Here is a 20,384-nt window from a genome sequence, read left to right on the forward strand (position 1 = left end):
CAGGGGCGTGCCGGTGAACCCTTCCACCGCGCAGGCCAGGGTCATCGTCGACGAACTCGTCCGCAACACCGTTTCGCACGTCGTCCTCTGCCCCGGTTCCCGCAACGCGCCGCTGTCGATCGCGCTGTATGACGCGGCGGCCGCGGGCAAGCTGCAGCTGCACGTCCGCATCGACGAGCGCGGCGCCGCCTTCCTCGCCCTCGGCATCGCCGCGCGCACCGGCCGCCCGGTGGCCGTGCTCTGCACGTCGGGCACCGCGGCCGCGAACTTCCACCCGGCCGTCCTGGAGGCCGACCGGGCCGGCGTCCCGCTGATCGTGCTCACCGCCGACCGGCCGCCCGAGCTGCGCGCCGCGGGCGCGTCGCAGGTCATCGACCAGCACCAGCTGTTCGGCAACGCGATCCGCTACTTCGACGAGCTGGCCGTCGCCGAGCGGCGGGCCGGGCAGAACTCGTACTGGCGCAGCCAGATCTGCCGGGCCTGGAACGCCGCCTACGGCGAGTGGCGCTGCGGCCCCGTGCACCTGAACATCCCGTTCCGCGAGCCGCTCGTCCCGGACGTCGACGATGACGGTGAGTGGTACGAGTCCTTGGACGGCCGTTCGGACGGCTCCCGGTGGACCGAGCTGCCGGACTTCGGCGCGCTCCCGTCGTTCGTGGTGCCCTCGGCGCGGCACGGCCTGGTCATCGCGTGCGACACCGGCGTCCAGGCGGCCAGCGAGTGGGCCGAGCAGCACGGCTGGCCGGTGGTGTCGGAGACCGGCGGCCTCGGCCTGTCCGGCGGCACGGCGATCTCGTCCGGCGCGTGGCTGCTGGACGTCGAGGAGTTCATCACGAAGCACAAGCCGGAGCAGGTGCTCTGCCTCGGCAGGCCGACGGTGTTCCGGCAGATCCAGAACGTGCTCTCCGACGCCTCGGTCGAGGTGCTGCTGGTGCGCCCGGACTCGGACTGGCCGGCGCCCGCGCACAACGTCCGGCAGGTCGGGCAGTGGTTCGACGAGCCGACCAAGCCCGCCGACCCGGAGTGGCTCGCCGGCTGGCGCCGCGCCGACGCGGCGGCCGCCGGGGCGGTGGCGGCCACCTTGGCCGACGAGCCGTGGCCGAGCGGGCTGCGGGTGGCGACCGAGCTGGTGGACGCGCTGCCCCCGGACTCCCTGCTGGTGGTCGGCTCGTCCAACCCGACGCGGGACGTGGCGCTGGCCGGCCGGCTGCGCCCGGACGTCCTCGTCCACCGCAACCGCGGTGTCGCGGGCATCGACGGCACGGTCTCGACGGCGATCGGTGCCGCCCACGTCCACCGTGGCCCGTCGTACGCGCTGCTCGGCGACCTGACGTTCCTGCACGACGCGTCCGGGCTGCTGACCGGGCCCGCCGAGCAGCGGCCCGACCTGACGATCGTGGTGCTCAACGACGACGGCGGCGGGATCTTTTCGCTGCTCGAACAGGGCGCGCCGGAGCACGCGGCGAGCTTCGAGCGGGTCTTCGGCACCCCGCACGGCGCCGACCTGGGCGCGTTGTGCGCGGGCTACCGCGTCCCGCACGTCGTGGCGGAGACGCTGACCGAGTTCCGGTCGGCGTTGCGGCCGGAGCCCGGGCTGCGGGTCGTCGAGGTGCGGGTGGACCGGTCGCGGCACCGTGACCTGCACGCCCGCCTGCGGGCGGCGGTCTCCTCGGCGGTTTCCGCCGTCTGAGCAATCGGTCAACCGCTTTCCGGGTGAGATCCCAGGTGGTAAGAACCCTCCTTCGCGGGTACCTGGCACCCCGTGGGCTGGCTACGTTCGAGCGCGCTGCTCCACACTCCATTGGAGGAAAACGAATGCGTGCAAGAACGCGCACCGGCCTGGGTGCGCTCGCAGCCGGTGTCGTCTCGGTGCTGCTCGCCGGAACCGCCAGCGCGGCGCCTTCGCCCGGCGCCCCGGGCGTCGGCGACCCCTACTACCCGAACGCCGGCAACGGCGGCACGGACGTGCTGCACTACGACATCCGGCTCACCTACCAGCCCGCGACCGACGTGCTGGCGGGCACCACGACGCTGCTGCTCACCGCGACGCAGGACCTTTCGCGGTTCGACCTGGACTTCGCGCTGAAGGCGTCGAGCGTGCGCGTGAACAACCGGCCGGCGGCGTTCACGAACCAGACCGGCAACGGCGAACTGGTCGTCATCCCGGCGCAGCCGCTGCTCAAGGGCCAGACGGCGACCGTCGTCGTCGCCTACTCGGACGTCCCGTCGACTGAGACGGTCGACGGCCTGAACGCGTGGAAGAAGGGTTCCTTCGGCGCGCTCGGCATCGACGAGCCGCAGAGCTCCGCGTGGTGGTTCCCAGCCAACGACCACCCGACGGACAAGGCGACCTACGACGTCTCGATCGAGGCGCCTGACGACAACGCCGCCATCTCCAACGGCACCCTGGTGCGCACGACGAAGCAGCGCGCCGGCTGGACCCGCTGGCAGTGGCGGAGCACCAAGCCGCAGGCGACCTACCTGACGTCGTTCATCGTCGGCAAGTACGAGGTCCTCGAGTCCACGACGCCGGACGGCAAGCCGTTCGTCACGGCGTACGGCGCCGACCTCGGCGACTCGCTGGGCGCGGCGAAGGCCAGCGTCGAGCGCACGCCGGAGATCAACGAGTTCCTGGGCACCCAGTTCGGGCCGTACCCGTTCGAGGCCGAGGGCGGCGTCGTGACCAGCGGCATCGGCTTCTCCCTGGAGAACCAGACCCGGCCGACCTACGGGGCCCGCAACTTCCGCGCGGGTTCGAACACGACGCTGATCGCGCACGAGAACGCCCACCAGTGGTTCGGCGACAACGTCTCGCTCGGCCGCTGGAGCGACATCTGGCTGAACGAGGGCTTCGCGTCGTACGCCGAGTGGCTGTGGTCGGAGCACGAAGGCGAAGGCTCGGTCGCCGAGCTGGCGCAGTACACGTACGACTCGAACGCGGCCGACGCCGACCTGTGGAAGCTCGTCCCGGCCGACCCGGGCGCGGACAACCAGTTCGACAACGCCGTGTACGACCGGGGTGCGCTGACGCTCCAGGCGCTGCGGACGGCCGTGGGTGATCAGGCGTTCTTTGCCATTTTGAAGACGTGGCAGGCGCAGAAGGGCGGGTCGCACGGGCGGATCCTCGAGTTCATCGCGCTGGCGGAGAAGATCTCGGGCAAGCCGCTGCACGACCTGTTCCAGACCTGGCTGTACACGGCGGGCAAGCCGGCGGTGGGCCCGAACGGCGCCGCTGTCTCCGCTTTCCGTGCCGCGGCTCCGGCCAAGCCCAAGTCGTACGACCAGATCCAGGCGAACCACCGGTTCCTCGCCGCGGAACACGCGGGGTAGCCGGGACCGCTACGCTCGCGGCGTGAGCAAGAGTGAGCGGGCGAGGCGCGTCGGGTGGTGGGTCATCATCGGCGTCGCCTCGCTCCTCACCGTGATGTGCGTGTGCCTGCTGTTCGCGGCGATCCGCAACGACCGCGCGATCTCGGCCCAGCTCGGCACGGCGACGGCCACGGTGGACTCGGTGGCGTTCGACCGCACGATCATCCACTTCGAGACCCCGGACGGCATCGTCCACAGCCCGGCGAACGGCGTCCTGTACCCGGACGGCCTGGCGGCGGGCCAGCTGGTCCGCGTCGAGTACGACGCGTCGGACCCGGAGCTGGCGCGCGTGGCGGGCCGCTCGGCGACGTTGACGCTGTTGCCGCTGGGGAGTTTCGTGTTCTTCACGTGGCTGGTGGCCGGCCCGGCGTTGTGGTGGATCCGGCGGCAGAACAAGCGAGCGAAGGCCGAGACGCCGGCGGCGGCTTAGCCCGCGTGGGCCGTCTCCTGCCACCAGCCCAGCACCTCGTCGGCCACGCCCGGCGCCGCGACCAGCAGCCCGTCGGTCGGCAACGCCGTGTCCTCGCCGTGCTTGTCCAGCACCACCGCGCCCGCCTCGATGGCCATCGCCACCGAGCCCGCGACGTCCCACTCGTGGTAGCTGTGCAGCACCGCCGCCGCCGCGTGGCCCAGTGCCACCTGGGCGATCGACAACGCCGCCGAGCCCAGCACGCGGACCCCCGCGTGCGCCGCCGCCGCGCGTTCGATGAACCCGCCCATCCCCGGCCAGGGCCCGCGACGGGCGAACTCCGTGCAGACGATCGTGCCCGCCGTCACGCTGCGGTCCGTCAGCTGGATCGGTTTGCCGTTGGCGCGGGCGCCTCGTCCGCGCGCCGCGGCGTAGATCTGGCCGCGGTACGGGTCCGCCACCACGCCGACCACCGGACCGGCCGAGTCGACCAGCGCCAGGCTGTAGGCGCACCACGGCACTCCGGCGACGTAGTTCGCGGTGCCGTCCACCGAGTCGACCACCCAGCGGTACTCGGCGACGTCCGCGCCGTGGTCGGCGCCGAACTCGTGGCCCACCACCGGGATGCCCGGGAACTCGGCGGTCAGCACGCGTCGCGTGTGCCGCTCGAGGATCCGGTCGGTGTCGGTGACCCAGTCGAACGGCGAATCCAGTGTCGAAGGGTGGGCGCCGCGGCCGGCGGTCGCGGTGATCACGTCGGTGGCGTCGTTGGCCAGTCGCCCGGCCACTTCGAGGGCCCTCGACAGCAGGCCGGGCTCCACGGGCCGCGGCGGCCTGGAGGACAAGAGGGTCATGCCTGCTTAGTCTGGGCCCCGCTGGATAACGGGACACGACCTTGAGATGACATGTCGTGGCCGATCTGTTCCGGCAGCGTTGGCCGTGGTGTCACGCGGTCGCCAGGATCGGCTGCGATGGTCGGATCGTGCGAGTCGCGATAGTCACCGAAAGTTTCCTGCCCCAGGTGAACGGCGTGACCAACTCCGTCCTGCGGGTGGTCGAGCACCTGCGCGAACGCCGGCACGACGTGCTGATCATCGCGCCCGGCCCCGGCCCGGACTCCTACCGCGGCGCCCCGGTGGTCCGGATCCCGGCGCTCGACTTCCCCGGCGTCCACTCCCTGCCGATCGGCGTGCCGACGCGCACCGTGCTGAACGCGCTGGCCGCGTTCGGTCCCGACGTCGTGCACCTCGCTTCGCCGTTCGTCGTCGGCGCACGCGGGCTCGCCGCGGCGCGCCGGCTGCGGGTGCCGTCGATCGCCGTCTACCAGACCGACATCGCCGGGTTCGCCGCCGCGTACGGCTTCGGCATCGCCGCGCGGGCCGCGTGGCGCTGGGTGCGGCGGCTGCATTCGCGCGCCGACCGGACCCTGGCGCCGTCCAGCGACTCGGTCGAGCAGCTGCGGCTGCACGGCGTCCCGCGGGTGCACCGCTGGGCGCGGGGTGTCGACGTCGACCGGTTCTCCCCGGCACACGCCGACCCGGCGCTGCGGGCCGAGCTGGCGCCCCACGGCGAGCTGCTCGTCGGGTTCGTCGGCAGGCTGGCGCCGGAAAAGGAGGTCGACCGGCTGGCCGCGCTGGCCGGGATGCCGGGGATCCGCGTGGTCGTCGTCGGCGACGGACCGGAGCTGGAAACCCTGCGCGAGCAGCTGCCCGGCGCGGCGTTCCTCGGCGCGAAGTACGGCGAAGAGCTGTCTGCGGCGTACGCGAGCTTCGACATCTTCGTCCACACTGGACCGCACGAGACGTTCTGCCAGGCGGTGCAGGAGGCGATGGCCTCCGGCCTGCCGGTGCTCGCGCCGGACGCGGGCGGCCCCAAGGACCTCGTCCTGCCCGGCCGCACCGGCTACCTGCTGCCCGCGGACCGCGAGCAGTTCGGCCCGGCGCTGGTCGCGAAGGTCGGCGCCCTGCGCGACGCCGCGCTGCGGGCCCGGCTCGGCGAGAAGGCACGCAAGGTGGTGCTCGGGCGGACCTGGCCCGCCGTCTGCCACGAGCTCCTGGGGCACTACGAAGCCGTGCAGGGCCGGGCCGCCCGCGCGGCCTGAGGCGTGCACATCGTCCAGCTCGCGAACTTCTACGGGCCGCGCTCGGGCGGCCTGCGCACGGCGCTGCACCACCTCGGCGCCGGGTACGTCGCGAGCGGCCACCGGGTGACGCTCGTGGTGCCCGGCACCCGGTACGCCGACGAGGTCCTGCCGACCGGCGTGCGCCGGTTTTCCCTGCCGGCGCCGAAGATCCCGGGCACCGGCGGCTACCGCGCCGTCGACCCCCACCGCGTCCGCGCGGTGCTGCGAAGGCTCGAGCCCGATCGATTGGAGGTGTCGGACCGGCTCACGCTGCGGGGGATGGGCGGTTGGGCGCGGCACCACGGCGTGCCCAGCACGGTGATCTCCCACGAGCGGCTCGACCGGCTGCTGGAGCAGTTCCTGCTGCCCGCGCCGGTGGCGCGCCGCGTCGCCGACGTCGCGAACCGGCGGATGGCCGCGAGCTACGACACCGTCGTCTGCACGACGGCGTTCGCCCGCGCGGAGTTCGACCGGATCGCCGCGCCGAACGTCCGCCGGGTGCCCCTCGGCGTCGACCTCGCGACGTTCCGGCCCACCATGCGCGACGACGGCTGGCGCGCCGGCCTGGCCGGGGGAGCGGACACGCTGCTCGTCCACTGCGGACGGTTGTCGCCGGAGAAGCACGTGGAGCGCAGCGTGGACACCGTCGCCGAGCTGACGGAGGCCGGCGCGAAGGTGCGGCTGGCGGTGGCGGGCGACGGGCCGCGACGGCGCGCCCTCGAACGCCGGGCACGTGGCCTGCCGGTGACGTTCCTCGGGTTCCTGTCCGGTCGCGGCGACGTCGCCCGGCTGCTGGCCAGCGCGGACGTCTCCCTGGCGCCCGGCCCCCACGAGACCTTCGGGCTCGCCGCCTTGGAAGCGCTGGCGTCCGGGACGCCGGTGGTGGTGTCGGCGTCGTCGGCGCTGCGGGAGATCGTGCGGCCGGGCTGCGGCGCGGCGGTCGCCGACCACGCGTCCGCGTTCGCCACGGCGGTGACGGACCTCCTGGACAGCCCCGAAGATCTGCGCCGCGCGGCCGCCCGGGCGCGGGCCGAGGAGTTCACCTGGCCCGCCGCGGTGGCCGGGATGCTGGCCACCTTCCGCTGACCGTCCAAAGCCGTGAATGGCACATCGAGGGACTTCAAGTCCCTCAATGTGCCATTCACGGCTTTCCGAGGGACCTTCCATGGCCGGACGACAGCCGGTCTAGATTCGAGCCATGTCACGCGCAAGCCTGGACAAGGATCCGCACGAAGTCGCCGCGATGTTCGACGGCGTCGCGTCCGGGTACGACCGGGCGAACTCGTTCATGACCTTCGGCTTCGACCGGCGCTGGCGCACCACCACCGCCCGCGTGCTCGACGCCCGCCGCGGCGAGCGGGTCCTGGACCTGGCCGCCGGCACCGGGGTGTCCACCGTCGAGTACGCCCGTGGTGGCGCCTGGTGCCTGGCCGCGGACTTCTCGTTCGGGATGCTCAAGGCCGGCCTGCACCGCCGGGTCCCGATGGTCGCGGCCGACGCGCTCAACCTGCCGTTCGCGGACGAGAGCTTCGACGCCGTGACGATCTCCCTCGCCCTGCGCAACTTCGTCGACCCGAAGGCCGCGCTCACCGAGATCGCCCGCGTCGTCAAGCCGGGCGGCCGCCTGGTGATCTGCGAGGTCTCGACGCCGCCGTTCGCGCCGATCCGGTTCGTCCACCGGCGGTTCATGCTGCGGCTGCTCACCTGGGTCGGCAAGCGGACGTCGTCCAACCCCGAGGCCTACTCCTACCTGGCCGAATCCATGCTCACCTGGCCCGACCAGCGCACGCTCGGCGAGATCATCGCGAGCGCGGGCTGGACCGACGTCGAGTGGTTGAACCTCACATTCGGCGTCGTGGCAATCCACCGCGCGCGAAAGCCTGCATAAACTCGCGCGTATGACGCGACGCACCGCAGACCAGGACGCCGAAGTCATCGTCGTCGGCGCCGGACCGGCCGGGTCCACCGTGGCCACCTACCTGGCCCGCGCGGGCGTCGACGTGCTGCTGCTGGAGAAGACCGAGTTCCCCCGCGAGAAGGTCTGCGGCGACGGACTGACCCCGCGCGGCGTCAAGCAGCTGATCGACCTCGGCATCGACACGAGCGAGGACGCGGGCTGGGTGCACAGCCGCGGCCTGCGGATCCTCACCGGCGACCTCACGCTCGAGCTCGACTGGCCGGACCTGACGAGCTACCCGCCGTACGGCGTTTCCCGCACCCGCCACGACTTCGACGACCTGCTCGCCAAGCTGGCGGTGAAGGCGGGCGCGCGGCTGTACGAGCGCACCACGGTCACCGGCGCGATCACCAGCCCGGCCGGGCGCGTGGTCGGCGTCGAGGCGAAGGTCGGCCCCGATCGGACGCCGGTGCACTACCGCGCGCCGCTCGTCCTGGCCTGCGACGGCGTCTCCGCGCGGCTCGCGCTGAGCGTCGGCATCCAGAAGAACGAGAAGCGCCCGATGGGCGTCGCGGTGCGCCAGTACTACAAGAGCCCGCGCCACGACGACCCGTTCATCGAGGGCCACCTCGAGCTGTGGGACCGCTCGGACCCGCGTGACCCGAAGCTGCTGCCGGGCTACGGCTGGGCGTTCCCGCTCGGCGACGGCACGGTGAACGTCGGCCTCGGCATGCTCTCGACGTCGGCGTCGTTCCGGAACACCGACTACCGCGCGCTGCTGCGCCAGTGGCTCGACGGGACGCCGGAGGAGTGGGGCTACCGCGAGGAGAACGCGATCGGCAAGGTCGGCGGCGCCGGCCTCCCGATGGGCTTCAACCGCACCCCGCACTACCGCGACGGCCTGCTGCTGCTCGGCGACGCGGGCGGCATGGTCAGCCCGTTCAACGGCGAAGGCATCTCGGCGGCGATGGAGTCCGCGCAGATCGCCGCGGAGGTCGTCGTGCAGGCGCTGGCGCGGCGCGAAGGCCCTTCGCGCGAGCGGGCGCTGGAGGCGTACCCGCGCGCGGTCGGGGAGCTGATGGGCGGCTACTACCGGCTGGGCAACGTGTTCGCGAAGATCATCGGCAAGCCGAAGATCATGCACGCCTGCACGAAGTACGGGCTGCGCGTCGACAGGCTCCTGCCGCTGGTCTACAAGGGCCTGTCGGGCTGCTACGACGCCAAGGGCGGCGACGGCGTCGACCGCCTGATCTCCGCCCTCGCCCGCCTCACCCCCTCCCCCCGCTGACCCGAACCCGTCACTTTCCCTAGGAAAGATGCGTCTGCGGGCCCTCGAGACGCATCTTTCCTAGGGAAAGCTCGGGGTTGGGCGCGCGCGGACACTCGGGTGGCCTAACAAGTTGGCCGTGCGGTCAGTGGGATAGCTCACATGGCGGCGTCCGGATTGTCCGGTCAGTGGGCGATCTTGAACGGCCTTCGCGCAGGTCGCGCGGGCACCTTCGCCGCGCCGTGACAACGATGGCGGTGGAAGTTAGGCAACCCTTATAACATGGGCCCCTAGGGACAAGAATGTGAGTCGCGTCCTACACTCCCCCCATGCTTTGTGAATCCCTTCACATCCACGACGAGTGGCTTGTGAACTATTTCACAAGCGGGCAGTTTCCTCCCGCTCGGTCCAGCCACGGGCCGTAAGGAGACCCTGACCCTCGGCGGTGTGACCCAGGTCCCTTAGGGTGCCGACGAGGCCAAGCGGTTCCCCACCACAAGCACAACCGCATCGGCGCGGAAAGGATGGCGAAGACCCCGTGCTGACGTTGCTGACCCGAACCGACACGGTGCAGCTGGCTCAAGAGGCTCCGAGCCTGAAGCCCTACCTGCCCCTGGTCCTGTTGTTCGTGCTGGCGCTCGGGTTTGCCGTGCTGTCGGTGCTCCTGGGCCCGCTCGTCGGACCCAGTCGCTACAACAAGGCCAAGCTCGAGGCCTACGAGTGCGGCATCGAACCGTCCCCGCAGCCGCTCGTCGGCGCCGGACGGATGCCGGTGGCGTACTACATCACGGCAATGATGTTCATCCTGTTCGACATCGAGATGGTCTTCCTCTACCCGTTCGCCGTGCAGGCGGACGCACTGGGCACGTTCGGCCTGGTGGAGATCCTGCTGTTCATCGCGACGGTCGGCTTCGCGTACGCCTACGTGTGGCGGCGCGGCGGCCTGGATTGGAACTAGACCCATGGGCCTCGAAGAGAAACTCCCCAACGGCATCCTGCTGGCCAGTCTCGAAGGTCTCGTCAACTGGTCGCGGAAGAACTCGATGTGGCCCGCCACCTTCGGGCTGGCCTGCTGCGCGATCGAGATGATGACCGTCGGCGGTTCCCGCTACGACATCGCCCGCTTCGGCATGGAGCGCTTCAGCGCCACGCCGCGCCAGGCCGACCTGATGATCGTCGCCGGCCGGGTCACCCAGAAGATGGCCCCGGTCCTGCGTCAGATCTACGACCAGATGGCCGAGCCCAAGTGGGTCCTCGCCATGGGCGTCTGCGCCTCCTCCGGCGGCATGTTCAACAACTACGCCGTGGTCCAGGGCGTCGACCACATCGTGCCGGTCGACATGTACCTGCCCGGCTGCCCGCCGCGGCCGGAGATGCTGCTGGACGCGATCCTCAAGCTGCACGCCAAGATCCAGGACGAGCCGATCAACGCCCGCCGCGCCGCGATCCGCGCCGCCAGCGGTGCGCGCACCGAGCTCGTCGCGTCGTCGATCAAGTACGCGAAGAAGTAAAGCGATGACTGAGACTCCTGAACCCGGCGGCGAGCAGTCCAGCGCCGACCGTCCCGAAGGCGGCCTCGAGCCGAAGGGCACCCGGCCCGCCGAACCGGTCGTCACCGGTCGCGAACGCCAGGGCATGTTCGGCGTGCACGGCAGCGGTGACACCTCCGGCTACGGCGGTGTCCGGCTCCCGGCCTACAGCCCGGCCCCGGCCGAACGCCCGTACGGCGGCTGGTTCGACCAGTTCGCCGACGAGTTCTACGCGGCCCTGGCCGACAACAAGATCCCGGCCGAGGCGATCCTGCAGACGACGGTCGACCGCGGCGAGATCACCTTCTACGTCGCCCGCGAGCAGCTGCCCGCGATCGCGAAGGTGCTGCGCGACGACGGCGGCCTCCGGTTCGAGCTGCTCAGCTCGGTGTCCGGGGTGGACTACGGCGTCGACGTCCCGCAGCGGCTGCACGCGGTCTACCACTTCACGTCGCTGACCTACCGCCGCCGGATCCGCCTCGAGGTCACCCTCGACATCGAGGACGCGCACGTGCCGTCGCTGGTCGGGATCTACCCGACGGCCGACTGGCAGGAGCGCGAGGCCTGGGACATGTTCGGCATCGTCTTCGACGGCCACCCGGCGCTGACCCGGATCCTCATGCCGGACGACTGGGACGGCCACCCCCAGCGCAAGGACTACCCGCTCGGCGGGATCCCGGTCGAATACAAGGGCGCGGAGATCCCGCCGCCGGACCAGCGGAGGTCGTACTCGTGAGCAGCACCGAGAACCTGTCCGACGTCACGACCGGGACGGACACGAGCGCGCCGGGATCGGACAGCACGGACAACGTCAACTACGCCGACTCCCGCGACACCACCGAAGGCCGCGTCTACTCGGTCTCCGGCGGCGACTGGGACGACGTCATCGCCGACGCGGCGCACGACGAGCGCATGGTCATCAACATGGGCCCGCAGCACCCGTCGACGCACGGCGTGCTCCGCCTCGTGCTGGAGATGGAGGGCGAGACCGTCACGCAGCTGCGGTCGGTCATCGGCTACCTGCACACCGGCATCGAGAAGAACTGCGAGTACCGCACCTGGACCCAGGGCGTCACGTTCGTGACGCGCATGGACTACCTGGCGCCGCTGTCCACGGAGATGGCGTACTGCCTCGGGGTCGAGAAGCTGCTCCAGATCGAGGCTCCGCGCCGCGCGCAGCTGCTGCGCGTGATGCTGCTGGAGATCAACCGGATCGGCTCGCACCTGGTCTACATCGCCACCGGCGGCATGGAGCTCGGCGCCACCACCGCGATGACGCTCGGCTTCCGCGAGCGCGAGGTCGTGCTGCACCTGCTGGAGCACCTGACCGGCCTGCGCATGAACCACGCGTTCATCCGCCCCGGCGGCCTCGCGCAGGACATGCCGGCGGACTACCGCGAGAAGGTCACCGAATTCGTCAAGACGATGAAGGAACGCCTCCCGCTGTACGACAAGCTGTTCACCGGGCAGCCGATCTGGCGCAACCGGCTCAAGGGCGTCGGGTACCTGCCGGTGGACGCGTGCCTCGCGCTCGGCGTCACCGGCCCGGTGCTGCGCAGCGCCGGCCTGCCGTGGGACCTGCGCAAGACCGAGCCGTACTCCTGCTACGACGAGTTCGACTTCGACGTCCCGGTCGACAACGGCGCCGACTGCTGGTCGCGCTACCTGATCCGGGTGCACGAGATGCACGAGAGCCTCAAGATCATCGAGCAGTGCCTCGAGAAGCTCGAGCCGGGCCCGGTCATGGTCGAGGACAAGAAGGTCGCGTGGCCCGCGCAGCTGTCCATCGGCAGCGACGGCATGGGCAACTCGCTCGAACACGTCAAGAAGATCATGGGCCAGTCCATGGAGTCCCTGATCCACCACTTCAAGCTGGTCACCGAGGGCTTCAAGGTGCCGGCCGGGCAGGTCTACACGTCGGTGGAGTCGCCGCGCGGCGAGCTGGGCGCGCACCTGGTGTCCGACGGCGGCACGCGGCCGCTGCGGGTCCACGTGCGCGAACCGAGCTTCGTGAACCTGCAGTCGATGCCCGCAATGGCCGAAGGCGGCCTGGTCGCGGACGTGATCGCCGCGATCGCCTCGATCGACCCCGTCATGGGGGGAGTGGACCGATGACCACAGCAGTTCCCGAGCCGGGCCCGAACTATTCCGCGACGACGCACGCGGCGGCCGGCCCGGACACCGACGTCGTCGCGATCGCGCCGGACCCCGATGTCGCAGCCGGGATCATCACCGAGACGCCCCTCGAGGACATCTTCGACGCGGACATCCACGCCAAGGCGCAGGACCTGATCGCGCGCTACCCGATGTCGCGGTCGGCGCTGCTGCCGATGCTGCACCTCGTGCAGTCGGTGCAGGGCTACGTCAGCCAGGAGGGCGTCGCGTTCTGCGCGCGGCAGCTCGACCTGTCCGACGCCGAGGTCAGCGCGGTCGCGACGTTCTACACGATGTACAAGCGCCGTCCCTGCGGCGAGCACCTCGTGAGTGTCTGCACCAACACGCTGTGCGCGGCCATGGGCGGCGACGCGATCTACAAGAAGCTCCAGACGCACCTCGGTTCCGAGGACAAGCCGCTGGGGCACAACGAGACCGCGGGCACGCCGAACGAGCCGGGCTCGATCACCCTCGAGCACGCCGAGTGCCTCGCGGCCTGCGACCTCGCGCCGGTCATCCAGGTCAACTACGAGTACTTCGACAACCAGACCGAGGAGAAGGCCGTCGCGCTGGTCGACGCGCTGCAGGCGGGCAAGAAGCCGGCCCCGACGCGCGGCGCCCCGCTGACGAGCTTCAAGGGCGCCGAGCTGCAGCTCGCCGGGTTCTTCCCGGAGGACGAAGCGGCCTACCGCCGGGACGTCGACGGCCCGTCGCAGGCCGTCGAGACGCTGCGGGGCGCGAAGCTCGCGCAGGACCGCGGCTGGGTCGCCCCGGCCGCCAAGGACGTCCCACTCCCTGCTCTGCCCTCCAAAGATGGGGAGAAGAAGTAATGGCCGATCCCATTACCCCGGTCCTCACGAAGCGCTGGCTGTCGCCGAACTCCTGGCAGATCGGCCAGTACGAGGCGCTGGAGGGCTACACCGCCATCCGCAAGGCGCTCGCGGGCACGCCCGAGCAACTCGTCCAGCTGATCAAGGACTCCGGCCTGCGCGGCCGCGGCGGCGCCGGCTTCCCGGCCGGCATCAAGTGGTCCTTCATGCCGCCGAACTTCGACAAGCCGCACTACCTGGTGATCAACGCCGACGAGGGCGAGCCGGGCACCTGCAAGGACATCCCGCTGATGATGGCGGACCCGCACTCGCTCATCGAGGGCTGCATCATCGCCTCGTACGCGATGCGGTCCAACCACTGCTTCATCTACGTCCGCGGCGAGGCGCTGCACTGCATCCGCCGCCTCAACGCGGCCGTGCGCGAAGCCGAAGCGGCGGGCTACCTCGGCGAAAACATCCTCGGTTCCGGCTTCGACCTCAAGATCACCGTCCACGCGGGAGCGGGCGCGTACATCTGCGGCGAAGAGACGGCGTTGCTCGACTCGCTCGAGGGACGTCGTGGCCAGCCGCGGCTCAAGCCGCCGTTCCCCGCGGCCGCCGGTCTCTACGCGGCGCCGACCACGGTCAACAACGTCGAGACCATCGCGAGCGCGCCCTTCATCGTCAACGGCGGCTCCAGCTGGTTCCGCGAGATGGGCCGCGAGAAGTCGCCCGGCCCGAAGATCTACTCGATCTCCGGCCACGTCGAGAAGCCCGGCCAGTACGAGTGCCCGCTCGGCACCACGCTGCGCGAGCTCCTCGACATGGCGGGCGGCATGAAGGACGGCATCCCGCTCAAGTTCTGGACCCCGGGCGGCTCGTCGACCCCGATGTTCACCGCCGAGCACCTCGACGTTCCCCTGGACTTCGAAGGCGCGGCGGAAGCGGGGTCGATGCTGGGCACCACCGCCGTGCAGGTCTTCAACGAGACCGTGTCGGTGCCCTGGGCCGTGATGAAGTGGACGCAGTTCTACGAGCACGAGTCCTGCGGCAAGTGCACGCCGTGCCGCGAAGGCACGTACTGGCTGGCACAGATCCTCGAGCGGATGGTCGACGGCCACGGCACCGAAGAGGACATCGACACCCTCCTCGACGTCTGCGACAACATCCTCGGCCGGTCGTTCTGCGCCCTCGGTGACGGTGCCGTTTCGCCGATCACCAGCGGCATCAAGTACTTCCGCGACGAATTCCTCGCTCTGTGTGAGAGCAACAAGCGCGAATTGGTGGGAGCGCAGGCATGACGATCGCCCCCGACAAGCCCGAGACCAAAGAGACGCCGGTCCCCGAAGGCCACGTCAAGCTGGTCATCGACGGCGAAGAGGTCATCGCCCCCAAGGGCGAGCTGCTCATCCGCACGGCCGAACGCCTCGGCACGGTCATCCCGCGGTTCTGCGACCACCCGCTCCTCGACCCGGCCGGCGCCTGCCGCCAGTGCCTGGTCGAGGTCGAGATGGGCGGTCGGCCGATGCCGAAGCCGCAGGCGTCCTGCACGATGACCGTCGCCGACGGCATGGTCGTCAAGACGCAGCTGACGTCGCCGGTCGCGGACAAGGCCCAGCAGGGCGTGATGGAGCTGCTGCTCATCAACCACCCGCTGGACTGCCCGATCTGCGACAAGGGCGGCGAGTGCCCGTTGCAGAACCAGGCGCTGGCGCACGGCCGCACGGAGTCCCGGTTCGTCGACACGAAGCGGACGTTCCAGAAGCCGCTGCCGATCTCGACGCAGGTGCTGCTCGACCGCGAACGCTGCGTGCTCTGCCAGCGCTGCACCCGGTTCTCCCGCGAGATCGCCGGCGACCCGTTCATCGAGCTCCTCGAGCGTGGTGCCCACCAGCAGATCGGCACCGCGGAGACGGCGGACGTGCTGGACATGGCTTCGCGGACGACGTCCGGTCAGCCGTTCCAGAGCTACTTCTCCGGCAACGTCATCCAGATCTGCCCGGTTGGCGCGCTGACCAGCGCGGCTTACCGGTTCCGGTCGCGTCCGTTCGACCTGGTGTCCTCGCCGAGCGTCTGCGAGCACTGCTCGTCCGGCTGCGCCGAGCGCACCGACTTCCGGCGCGGCAAGGTCCAGCGCAAGCTGGCCGGCGACGACCCCGAGGTCAACGAGGAGTGGATCTGCGACAAGGGCCGGTTCGCCTTCCGCTACACCGGCGCCGAGGACCGCATCCGGCGTCCGCTGGTCCGCAACCGCGAGACCGGTGAGCTGGAGGAAGCGTCCTGGACCGACGCGCTGCGTGCCGCCGCCGCTGGTCTCACCGAGGCCCGCTCCAACGGCGGCGTCGGCGTCCTGCCCGGTGGCCGGCTGACCGTCGAGGACGCCTACGCGTACTCGAAGTTCGCCCGCGTCGCCTTGCAGACCAACGACGTCGACTTCCGTGCCCGCCCGCACTCGGCCGAGGAACTCGCGTTCCTCACCTCGCACGTCGTGGGCGTGACGCCGGAGTCCGGCATCACCTTCGGCGAGATCGAGCGGGCCCGCACTGTCCTGTGCGTCGCGTTCGAGCCCGAGGACGAAGCCCCGATCGTGTTCCTGCGGCTGCGCAAGGCGGCCCGCAAGAACCGCACCCGGGTCGTCCACTTGGGACAGTGGACGACGTCGTCGGTGCGCAAGACGTTCGGCGAGCTGCTCGCCTGCGTTCCCGGTGCCGAAGCCGCCGCCATCGAGGGCATCGCCAAGCACGCGCCGGACCTCGACGAGGCCCTGCGCGGCGAGAACGCCGTCGTCCTGGTCGGCGAGCGCGCCGCCGCGGTCCCCGGCCTGTTCTCCGCCCTGCACGACCTGGTGGAGCGCACCGGTGTCCGGCTCGCCTGGATCCCGCGCCGCGCCGGCGACCGGGGCGCGCTCGAGACCGGCTGCGTGCCGTCGCTGCTGCCCGGCGGCCGCCGGGTCGGCGACGACGCCGCCCGCGTCGCCGTCGAAAACGCCTGGGGCGTCCCGATCCCGGCCACGCCGGGCCGCGACGCCACCGATATCCTCAAGGCCGCTTCGAGCCAGGAGCTGGGTGGCCTGATCGTCGGCGGCGTCGACCCGTTCGACCTCCCGGACCCGGACCTCGCGCTGCGCGCGCTGGACAACGCCGGCTTCGTGGTCAGCCTGGAACTGCGGCACAGCGCGGTGACCGAGCGCGCGGACGTCGTGCTCCCGGTGGCCGCGTCGGACGAGAAGGCAGGCAGCTACCTCAACTGGGAGGGCCGCACCCGCCCGTTCGACGTCACCCTCGAAGGCACCGGCGCCCTGCCGGACTGCCGGGTGCTCGACACCCTCGCCGTCGAGATGGACGCGGACCTGTTCACGCAGACGCCGGCGGCCGCACGCGGCGACTACGAGAAGCTCGGCCCGGCCTCGGCGCTGCGCTGGGGTTACGTCCCGGCCGAGGTCGCGGAGTCCGCGACCCCGGGCGCCGGCCAAGCGGTCCTGTCGACTTGGCGCCAGCTGATCGACAACGGATCGCTGCAGGACGGCGAGCCGCACCTCAAGGGCACCCAGCGCACGCCGGTCGCGCGGCTGTCGGCGAAGACCGCCGAAGGACTGGGCGCCACCGTGCGGGTCAGCACCGAACGCGGTGCGATCACGCTGCCGGTGGAGATCGCCGACCTGCCCGACGGCGTCGTGTGGCTGCCGGGCAACTCCGACGGCTCCGCCGTGGCCAAGACGCTCGGTGCCGGACACGGCGCCGTCGTGAACCTCGCTGGAGGTGGGCAATGACCCCGCTGCTCTCTGAAGCGGCCGTTGGCAGCGTGCCGGACGCGGCGACGCGGGCGGCGCTGCTGGCGGACGACCCGTTCTGGTTGATCCTGCTCAAGTGCGTGGTCATCCTGCTGATCGGGCCGATCCTGACGATCTTCCTGATCGTCTGGGAGCGCAAGGCGGTCGGCCGGATGCAGAACCGGCCCGGCCCCAACCGGGTCGGCCCGGGCGGCTACTTGCAGTCACTGGCGGACGCGATCAAGCTGCCGTTCAAGGAACAGATCATCCCGGACACCGCCGACCGCAAGGTGTACTTCCTCGCCCCGGTCGTCTGCGTGGTGCCCTCGCTGATCGCCCTGTCGGCCATCCCGTTCGGCCCGGTGGTCTCGATCTTCGGCGAGCGGACCATGCTGCAGCTGCTCGACCTGCCGGTCAGCGCGCTGGTGATCCTGGCCTGCTCCTCGATCGGCGTCTACGGCATCGTGCTCGCCGGCTGGTCGTCCGGCTCGCCGTACCCGCTGCTCGGCGGCATGCGCAGCGCGGCCCAGGTGATCTCCTACGAGATCGCGATGGGCCTGTCGATCGTCGCGGTGATCCTGCAGGCCGGGTCGCTGAACCTGGCCGACATCGTCGCCAAGCAGCAGCCGGCGTGGTTCCTCTACCTGGTCCCGAGCTTCGTGATCTACCTGATCTCGATGGTCGGCGAGACCAACCGCGCCCCGTTCGACCTCCCCGAGGCCGAGTCGGAGCTGGTCGGCGGCTTCCACACCGAGTACAGCTCGATGAAGTTCGCGATGTTCTTCCTCGCCGAGTACGTCAACATGGTGATCGTTTCGGCGTTCGCGACGACGCTGTTCCTCGGCGGCTGGATGGCCCCGTGGCCGCTGTCGCTGATCGGGAACAACGTGCTCAACACCGGCTGGTGGCCGGTGCTGTGGTTCTTCGCGAAGATGTTCGTCCTGCTGTTCGGGTTCATCTGGCTGCGCGGCACGCTGCCCCGCCTGCGCTACGACCAGTTCATGCGCCTGGGCTGGAAGGTCCTGGTCCCGCTGAACCTGGTGTGGATCATCATGGTGACCTTCGCGAAGGTCATCACCTGGAACACCGCGTCGATCATCATCGCCGCGATCGCGATCTTCATCGTCGTCGCCTTGTTCTTCTACGTCCGCGCGGCGAGTCGCGAGGAAGAGAGCGAAAGCGTGCCGGTGACCGGCGGCGGGTTCCCGGTTCCGCCACTGGACCTCAAGGTCCCGCAGACCACTCCGCGTCAGAAGGCTTTGGCCAAGGCCGAAGCCAAGGCGGCCCGTCGCAAGCCGGCAGCTGTCGGTACCGCAAAGGAAGGAGCGCAAGATGGGGTTTCTTGATCCCGTCAAGGGCTTCGGCGTCACCTTCGGGATGATGTTCAAGAAGGTCGCCACCGAGGAGTACCCGGAGGCCGGCGCCCCGGCGGCGCCGCGCTACCACGGCCGGCACCAGCTGAACCGCCACCCGGACGGCCTCGAGAAGTGCGTCGGCTGCGAGCTGTGCGCGTGGGCGTGCCCGGCGGACGCGATCTTCGTCGAGGGCGGTGACAACACCGAGGAGGCGCGGTTCTCGCCGGGTGAGCGGTACGGCAAGGACTACCAGATCAACTACCTGCGCTGCATCGGCTGCGGCCTCTGCGTCGAGGCGTGCCCGACGCGGTCGCTGACGATGATCAACTTCTACGAGCTGGCCGACGACGACCGCCAGCGGCTGATCTACACGAAGGAAGACCTCCTCGCGCCGCTGCTGGCCGGCATGGAGCAGCCGCCGCACCCGATGCGGCTCGGCGACAGCGAGCAGGACTACTACGTGAACGGGCCGCAGCTCGAAGCACGCTTCTCAGCTGAGAGCTCATCGACACAGCTGGCGCGTGGCGGGGAGGGCGTCAAGTGATCGCCGCACTCCTGGCCCAGGCGCCCGACCCCGCCGCGGGCGTCACCACCGGCGAGGCCGTCGCGTTCTGGATCCTCGGCCCGCTCTCGCTGCTCGGCGCGCTCGGCATGATCTTCTCCCGCAACGCCGTCCACTCGGCGCTGTGGCTGGTGCTGACCATGCTGAACCTGGGCGCGCTGTACATGATCCAGTCGGCGCCGTTCCTCGGCTTCACGCAGATCATCGTCTACACCGGCGCGATCATGATGCTGTTCCTGTTCGTGCTGATGCTGGTCGGCCGGGAGAGCTCCGACTCGGTCGTCGAGGTCCTGCGCGGCCAGCGGCTGGCCGCGACCGTGCTCGGCATCGGGCTGGCCGCGCTGCTGGCCACCGGCATCTACCGGGCGCTCGAAAACGTCACCCCGGCCATCCCGCTCGACTCGGCCACCCCGGCCGGCGGCGGGCCGAAGGGCCTGGGCCGGCTGATCTTCACCGACTACCTGTTCCCGTTCGAGCTGACGTCGGCGCTGCTCATCACCGCCGCGATCGGCGCGATGGTGCTGGCCTTCACCGACCGGCACGGCAAGGGCGGGAAGCAGACGCAGAAGGAACTGGTCGTCGCCCGCTTCCGCGGTGAGCACGACCGGCCGTCGCCGCTGCCCGGCCCGGGCGTCTTCGCCACCGCCAACTCGGTGGCCACCCCGGCGTTGCTGCCGGACGGCTCGGTCGCGCCGGAGTCGCTGTCGGCGATCATCGAGTCGACCTCGGCGATCGAGCTGGCGAAGGACCGCAAGCTCGTCGCGGACCAGGGCCCGCACCCGGACGCGCACGCGCTGGTCGGCCCGGAGAGCGCTTCGGAAGGGGAGAAGGAATGACCCCGACGTACTACCTGCTGCTGTCGGCGCTGCTGTTCGCGCTCGGCGCGGTCGGCGTGCTGGTGCGGCGCAACGCGATCGTCGTGTTCATGTGCATCGAGCTGATGCTGAACGCGGTGAACCTCTCGCTGGTCACCTTCGCCCGGATCAACGGCGGGCTCGACGGCCAGATCATGGCGTTCTTCGTCATGGTCGTCGCGGCCGCCGAGGTCGTGGTCGGCCTGGCGATCATCATGGCCATCTTCCGCACCCGGCGCTCGGCCTCGGTCGACGACACCAACCTGCTGAAGTACTAGGAGACACCGA

The 20,384-nt window shown here is 70.6% G+C and carries 19 protein-coding genes; 18 read left to right on the forward strand and 1 reads right to left on the reverse strand.

Features of this window, described 5'->3' with window-relative positions; all coding sequences use genetic code 11:
* The first annotated feature begins 13 nt into the window (after window positions 1-13).
* From menD to AB0M82_RS06790, 3 genes are all read left to right on the forward strand, one after another.
* Window positions 14-1,690, forward strand: a complete 1,677-nt coding sequence (menD, locus tag AB0M82_RS06780; protein WP_364718302.1) for a 2-succinyl-5-enolpyruvyl-6-hydroxy-3-cyclohexene-1-carboxylic-acid synthase — start codon at window positions 14-16, stop codon at window positions 1,688-1,690.
* A 125-nt stretch (window positions 1,691-1,815) separates the two neighbouring features.
* The gene (locus tag AB0M82_RS06785; RefSeq protein ID WP_364718303.1) at window positions 1,816-3,330 is read left to right on the forward strand and encodes a M1 family metallopeptidase; all 1,515 of its coding nucleotides are present in this window, start codon (window positions 1,816-1,818) and stop codon (window positions 3,328-3,330) included.
* A 22-nt stretch (window positions 3,331-3,352) separates the two neighbouring features.
* Window positions 3,353-3,799, forward strand: a complete 447-nt coding sequence (locus tag AB0M82_RS06790; protein WP_364718304.1) for a DUF3592 domain-containing protein — start codon at window positions 3,353-3,355, stop codon at window positions 3,797-3,799.
* Here AB0M82_RS06790 and AB0M82_RS06795 read toward each other — a convergent pair.
* Entirely contained in the window at window positions 3,796-4,632 is an 837-nt protein-coding gene (locus tag AB0M82_RS06795) for an inositol monophosphatase (RefSeq protein ID WP_364718305.1), read from the reverse strand. The two genes, AB0M82_RS06790 and AB0M82_RS06795, sit on opposite strands and share 4 nt — an antisense overlap.
* 176 nt (window positions 4,633-4,808) lie before the next feature.
* Between AB0M82_RS06795 and AB0M82_RS06800 the strand changes: the two genes are divergently transcribed.
* The 15 genes from AB0M82_RS06800 to nuoK all read left to right on the forward strand — a co-directional run bounded on the left by AB0M82_RS06800 (window position 4,809) and on the right by nuoK (window position 20,374).
* Entirely contained in the window at window positions 4,809-5,879 is a 1,071-nt protein-coding gene (locus tag AB0M82_RS06800) for a glycosyltransferase family 1 protein (protein WP_364718306.1), read from the forward strand.
* A gap of 3 nt (window positions 5,880-5,882) precedes the next feature.
* A complete protein-coding gene (locus tag AB0M82_RS06805; RefSeq protein ID WP_364718307.1) occupies window positions 5,883-6,986 on the forward strand; it encodes a glycosyltransferase in 1,104 nt (367 codons plus the stop codon).
* A 112-nt stretch (window positions 6,987-7,098) separates the two neighbouring features.
* The gene (locus AB0M82_RS06810) at window positions 7,099-7,788 is read left to right on the forward strand and encodes a class I SAM-dependent methyltransferase (protein ID WP_364718309.1); all 690 of its coding nucleotides are present in this window, start codon (window positions 7,099-7,101) and stop codon (window positions 7,786-7,788) included.
* A 10-nt stretch (window positions 7,789-7,798) separates the two neighbouring features.
* Complete coding sequence (locus AB0M82_RS06815) at window positions 7,799-9,085, forward strand: geranylgeranyl reductase family protein (RefSeq protein WP_364718311.1); 1,287 nt, start codon at window positions 7,799-7,801, stop codon at window positions 9,083-9,085.
* 517 nt (window positions 9,086-9,602) lie between these two features.
* On the forward strand, window positions 9,603-10,022 hold the full coding sequence (locus AB0M82_RS06820; protein ID WP_360263495.1) for an NADH-quinone oxidoreductase subunit A: 420 nt from the start codon (window positions 9,603-9,605) through the stop codon (window positions 10,020-10,022).
* A 4-nt stretch (window positions 10,023-10,026) separates the two neighbouring features.
* The gene (locus tag AB0M82_RS06825; RefSeq protein ID WP_020643101.1) at window positions 10,027-10,575 is read left to right on the forward strand and encodes an NADH-quinone oxidoreductase subunit B; all 549 of its coding nucleotides are present in this window, start codon (window positions 10,027-10,029) and stop codon (window positions 10,573-10,575) included.
* Window positions 10,576-10,579: 4 nt separating this feature from the next.
* Window positions 10,580-11,329, forward strand: coding sequence for an NADH-quinone oxidoreductase subunit C (locus AB0M82_RS06830; protein WP_364718312.1), 750 nt, complete (start codon window positions 10,580-10,582; stop codon window positions 11,327-11,329).
* Entirely contained in the window at window positions 11,326-12,708 is a 1,383-nt protein-coding gene (locus AB0M82_RS06835; RefSeq protein WP_364718313.1) for an NADH-quinone oxidoreductase subunit D, read from the forward strand. Before AB0M82_RS06830 ends, AB0M82_RS06835 begins: the two co-directional genes overlap by 4 nt.
* Complete coding sequence (nuoE, locus tag AB0M82_RS06840; protein ID WP_364718314.1) at window positions 12,705-13,577, forward strand: NADH-quinone oxidoreductase subunit NuoE; 873 nt, start codon at window positions 12,705-12,707, stop codon at window positions 13,575-13,577. The genes AB0M82_RS06835 and nuoE overlap by 4 nt, the downstream gene beginning before the upstream one ends.
* A complete protein-coding gene (nuoF, locus tag AB0M82_RS06845) occupies window positions 13,577-14,857 on the forward strand; it encodes an NADH-quinone oxidoreductase subunit NuoF (RefSeq protein WP_364718315.1) in 1,281 nt (426 codons plus the stop codon). Before nuoE ends, nuoF begins: the two co-directional genes overlap by 1 nt.
* Window positions 14,854-17,325 (forward strand): NADH-quinone oxidoreductase subunit G, encoded by a 2,472-nt coding sequence (locus AB0M82_RS06850; protein ID WP_364718317.1) that lies wholly within the window; start codon window positions 14,854-14,856, stop codon window positions 17,323-17,325. Before nuoF ends, AB0M82_RS06850 begins: the two co-directional genes overlap by 4 nt.
* Window positions 17,322-18,671: an NADH-quinone oxidoreductase subunit NuoH gene (gene nuoH, locus AB0M82_RS06855; RefSeq protein WP_364718319.1), complete on the forward strand. Its 1,350-nt coding sequence runs from the start codon at window positions 17,322-17,324 to the stop codon at window positions 18,669-18,671. The genes AB0M82_RS06850 and nuoH overlap by 4 nt, the downstream gene beginning before the upstream one ends.
* Window positions 18,658-19,224, forward strand: a complete 567-nt coding sequence (gene nuoI / locus AB0M82_RS06860; RefSeq protein ID WP_364718320.1) for an NADH-quinone oxidoreductase subunit NuoI — start codon at window positions 18,658-18,660, stop codon at window positions 19,222-19,224. The genes nuoH and nuoI overlap by 14 nt, the downstream gene beginning before the upstream one ends.
* Window positions 19,221-20,078, forward strand: coding sequence for an NADH-quinone oxidoreductase subunit J (locus AB0M82_RS06865; RefSeq protein ID WP_364718321.1), 858 nt, complete (start codon window positions 19,221-19,223; stop codon window positions 20,076-20,078). Before nuoI ends, AB0M82_RS06865 begins: the two co-directional genes overlap by 4 nt.
* On the forward strand, window positions 20,075-20,374 hold the full coding sequence (nuoK, locus tag AB0M82_RS06870) for an NADH-quinone oxidoreductase subunit NuoK (protein WP_003081840.1): 300 nt from the start codon (window positions 20,075-20,077) through the stop codon (window positions 20,372-20,374). Before AB0M82_RS06865 ends, nuoK begins: the two co-directional genes overlap by 4 nt.
* Window positions 20,375-20,384: the final 10 nt, after the last annotated feature.

Origin of the sequence: Amycolatopsis sp. NPDC051128 (assembly GCF_040682715.1) — a bacterium.
Lineage (GTDB): Bacteria > Actinomycetota > Actinomycetes > Mycobacteriales > Pseudonocardiaceae > Amycolatopsis.

What these genes read in the sequence shown, in the direction of transcription:
- AB0M82_RS06785 (WP_364718303.1), top strand. Translation starts at nt 1,816, where the DNA reads ATGCGTGCAAGAACGCGCACCGGCCTGGGTGCGCTCGCAGCCGGTGTC.
- AB0M82_RS06795 (WP_364718305.1), bottom strand. Translation starts at nt 4,632, where the DNA reads ATGACCCTCTTGTCCTCCAGGCCGCCGCGGCCCGTGGAGCCCGGCCTG.
- AB0M82_RS06810 (WP_364718309.1), top strand. Translation starts at nt 7,099, where the DNA reads ATGTCACGCGCAAGCCTGGACAAGGATCCGCACGAAGTCGCCGCGATG.
- AB0M82_RS06815 (WP_364718311.1), top strand. Translation starts at nt 7,799, where the DNA reads ATGACGCGACGCACCGCAGACCAGGACGCCGAAGTCATCGTCGTCGGC.
- AB0M82_RS06825 (WP_020643101.1), top strand. Translation starts at nt 10,027, where the DNA reads ATGGGCCTCGAAGAGAAACTCCCCAACGGCATCCTGCTGGCCAGTCTC.
- AB0M82_RS06830 (WP_364718312.1), top strand. Translation starts at nt 10,580, where the DNA reads ATGACTGAGACTCCTGAACCCGGCGGCGAGCAGTCCAGCGCCGACCGT.
- nuoE (WP_364718314.1), top strand. Translation starts at nt 12,705, where the DNA reads ATGACCACAGCAGTTCCCGAGCCGGGCCCGAACTATTCCGCGACGACG.
- nuoF (WP_364718315.1), top strand. Translation starts at nt 13,577, where the DNA reads ATGGCCGATCCCATTACCCCGGTCCTCACGAAGCGCTGGCTGTCGCCG.
- AB0M82_RS06850 (WP_364718317.1), top strand. Translation starts at nt 14,854, where the DNA reads ATGACGATCGCCCCCGACAAGCCCGAGACCAAAGAGACGCCGGTCCCC.
- nuoH (WP_364718319.1), top strand. Translation starts at nt 17,322, where the DNA reads ATGACCCCGCTGCTCTCTGAAGCGGCCGTTGGCAGCGTGCCGGACGCG.
- nuoI (WP_364718320.1), top strand. Translation starts at nt 18,658, where the DNA reads ATGGGGTTTCTTGATCCCGTCAAGGGCTTCGGCGTCACCTTCGGGATG.
- nuoK (WP_003081840.1), top strand. Translation starts at nt 20,075, where the DNA reads ATGACCCCGACGTACTACCTGCTGCTGTCGGCGCTGCTGTTCGCGCTC.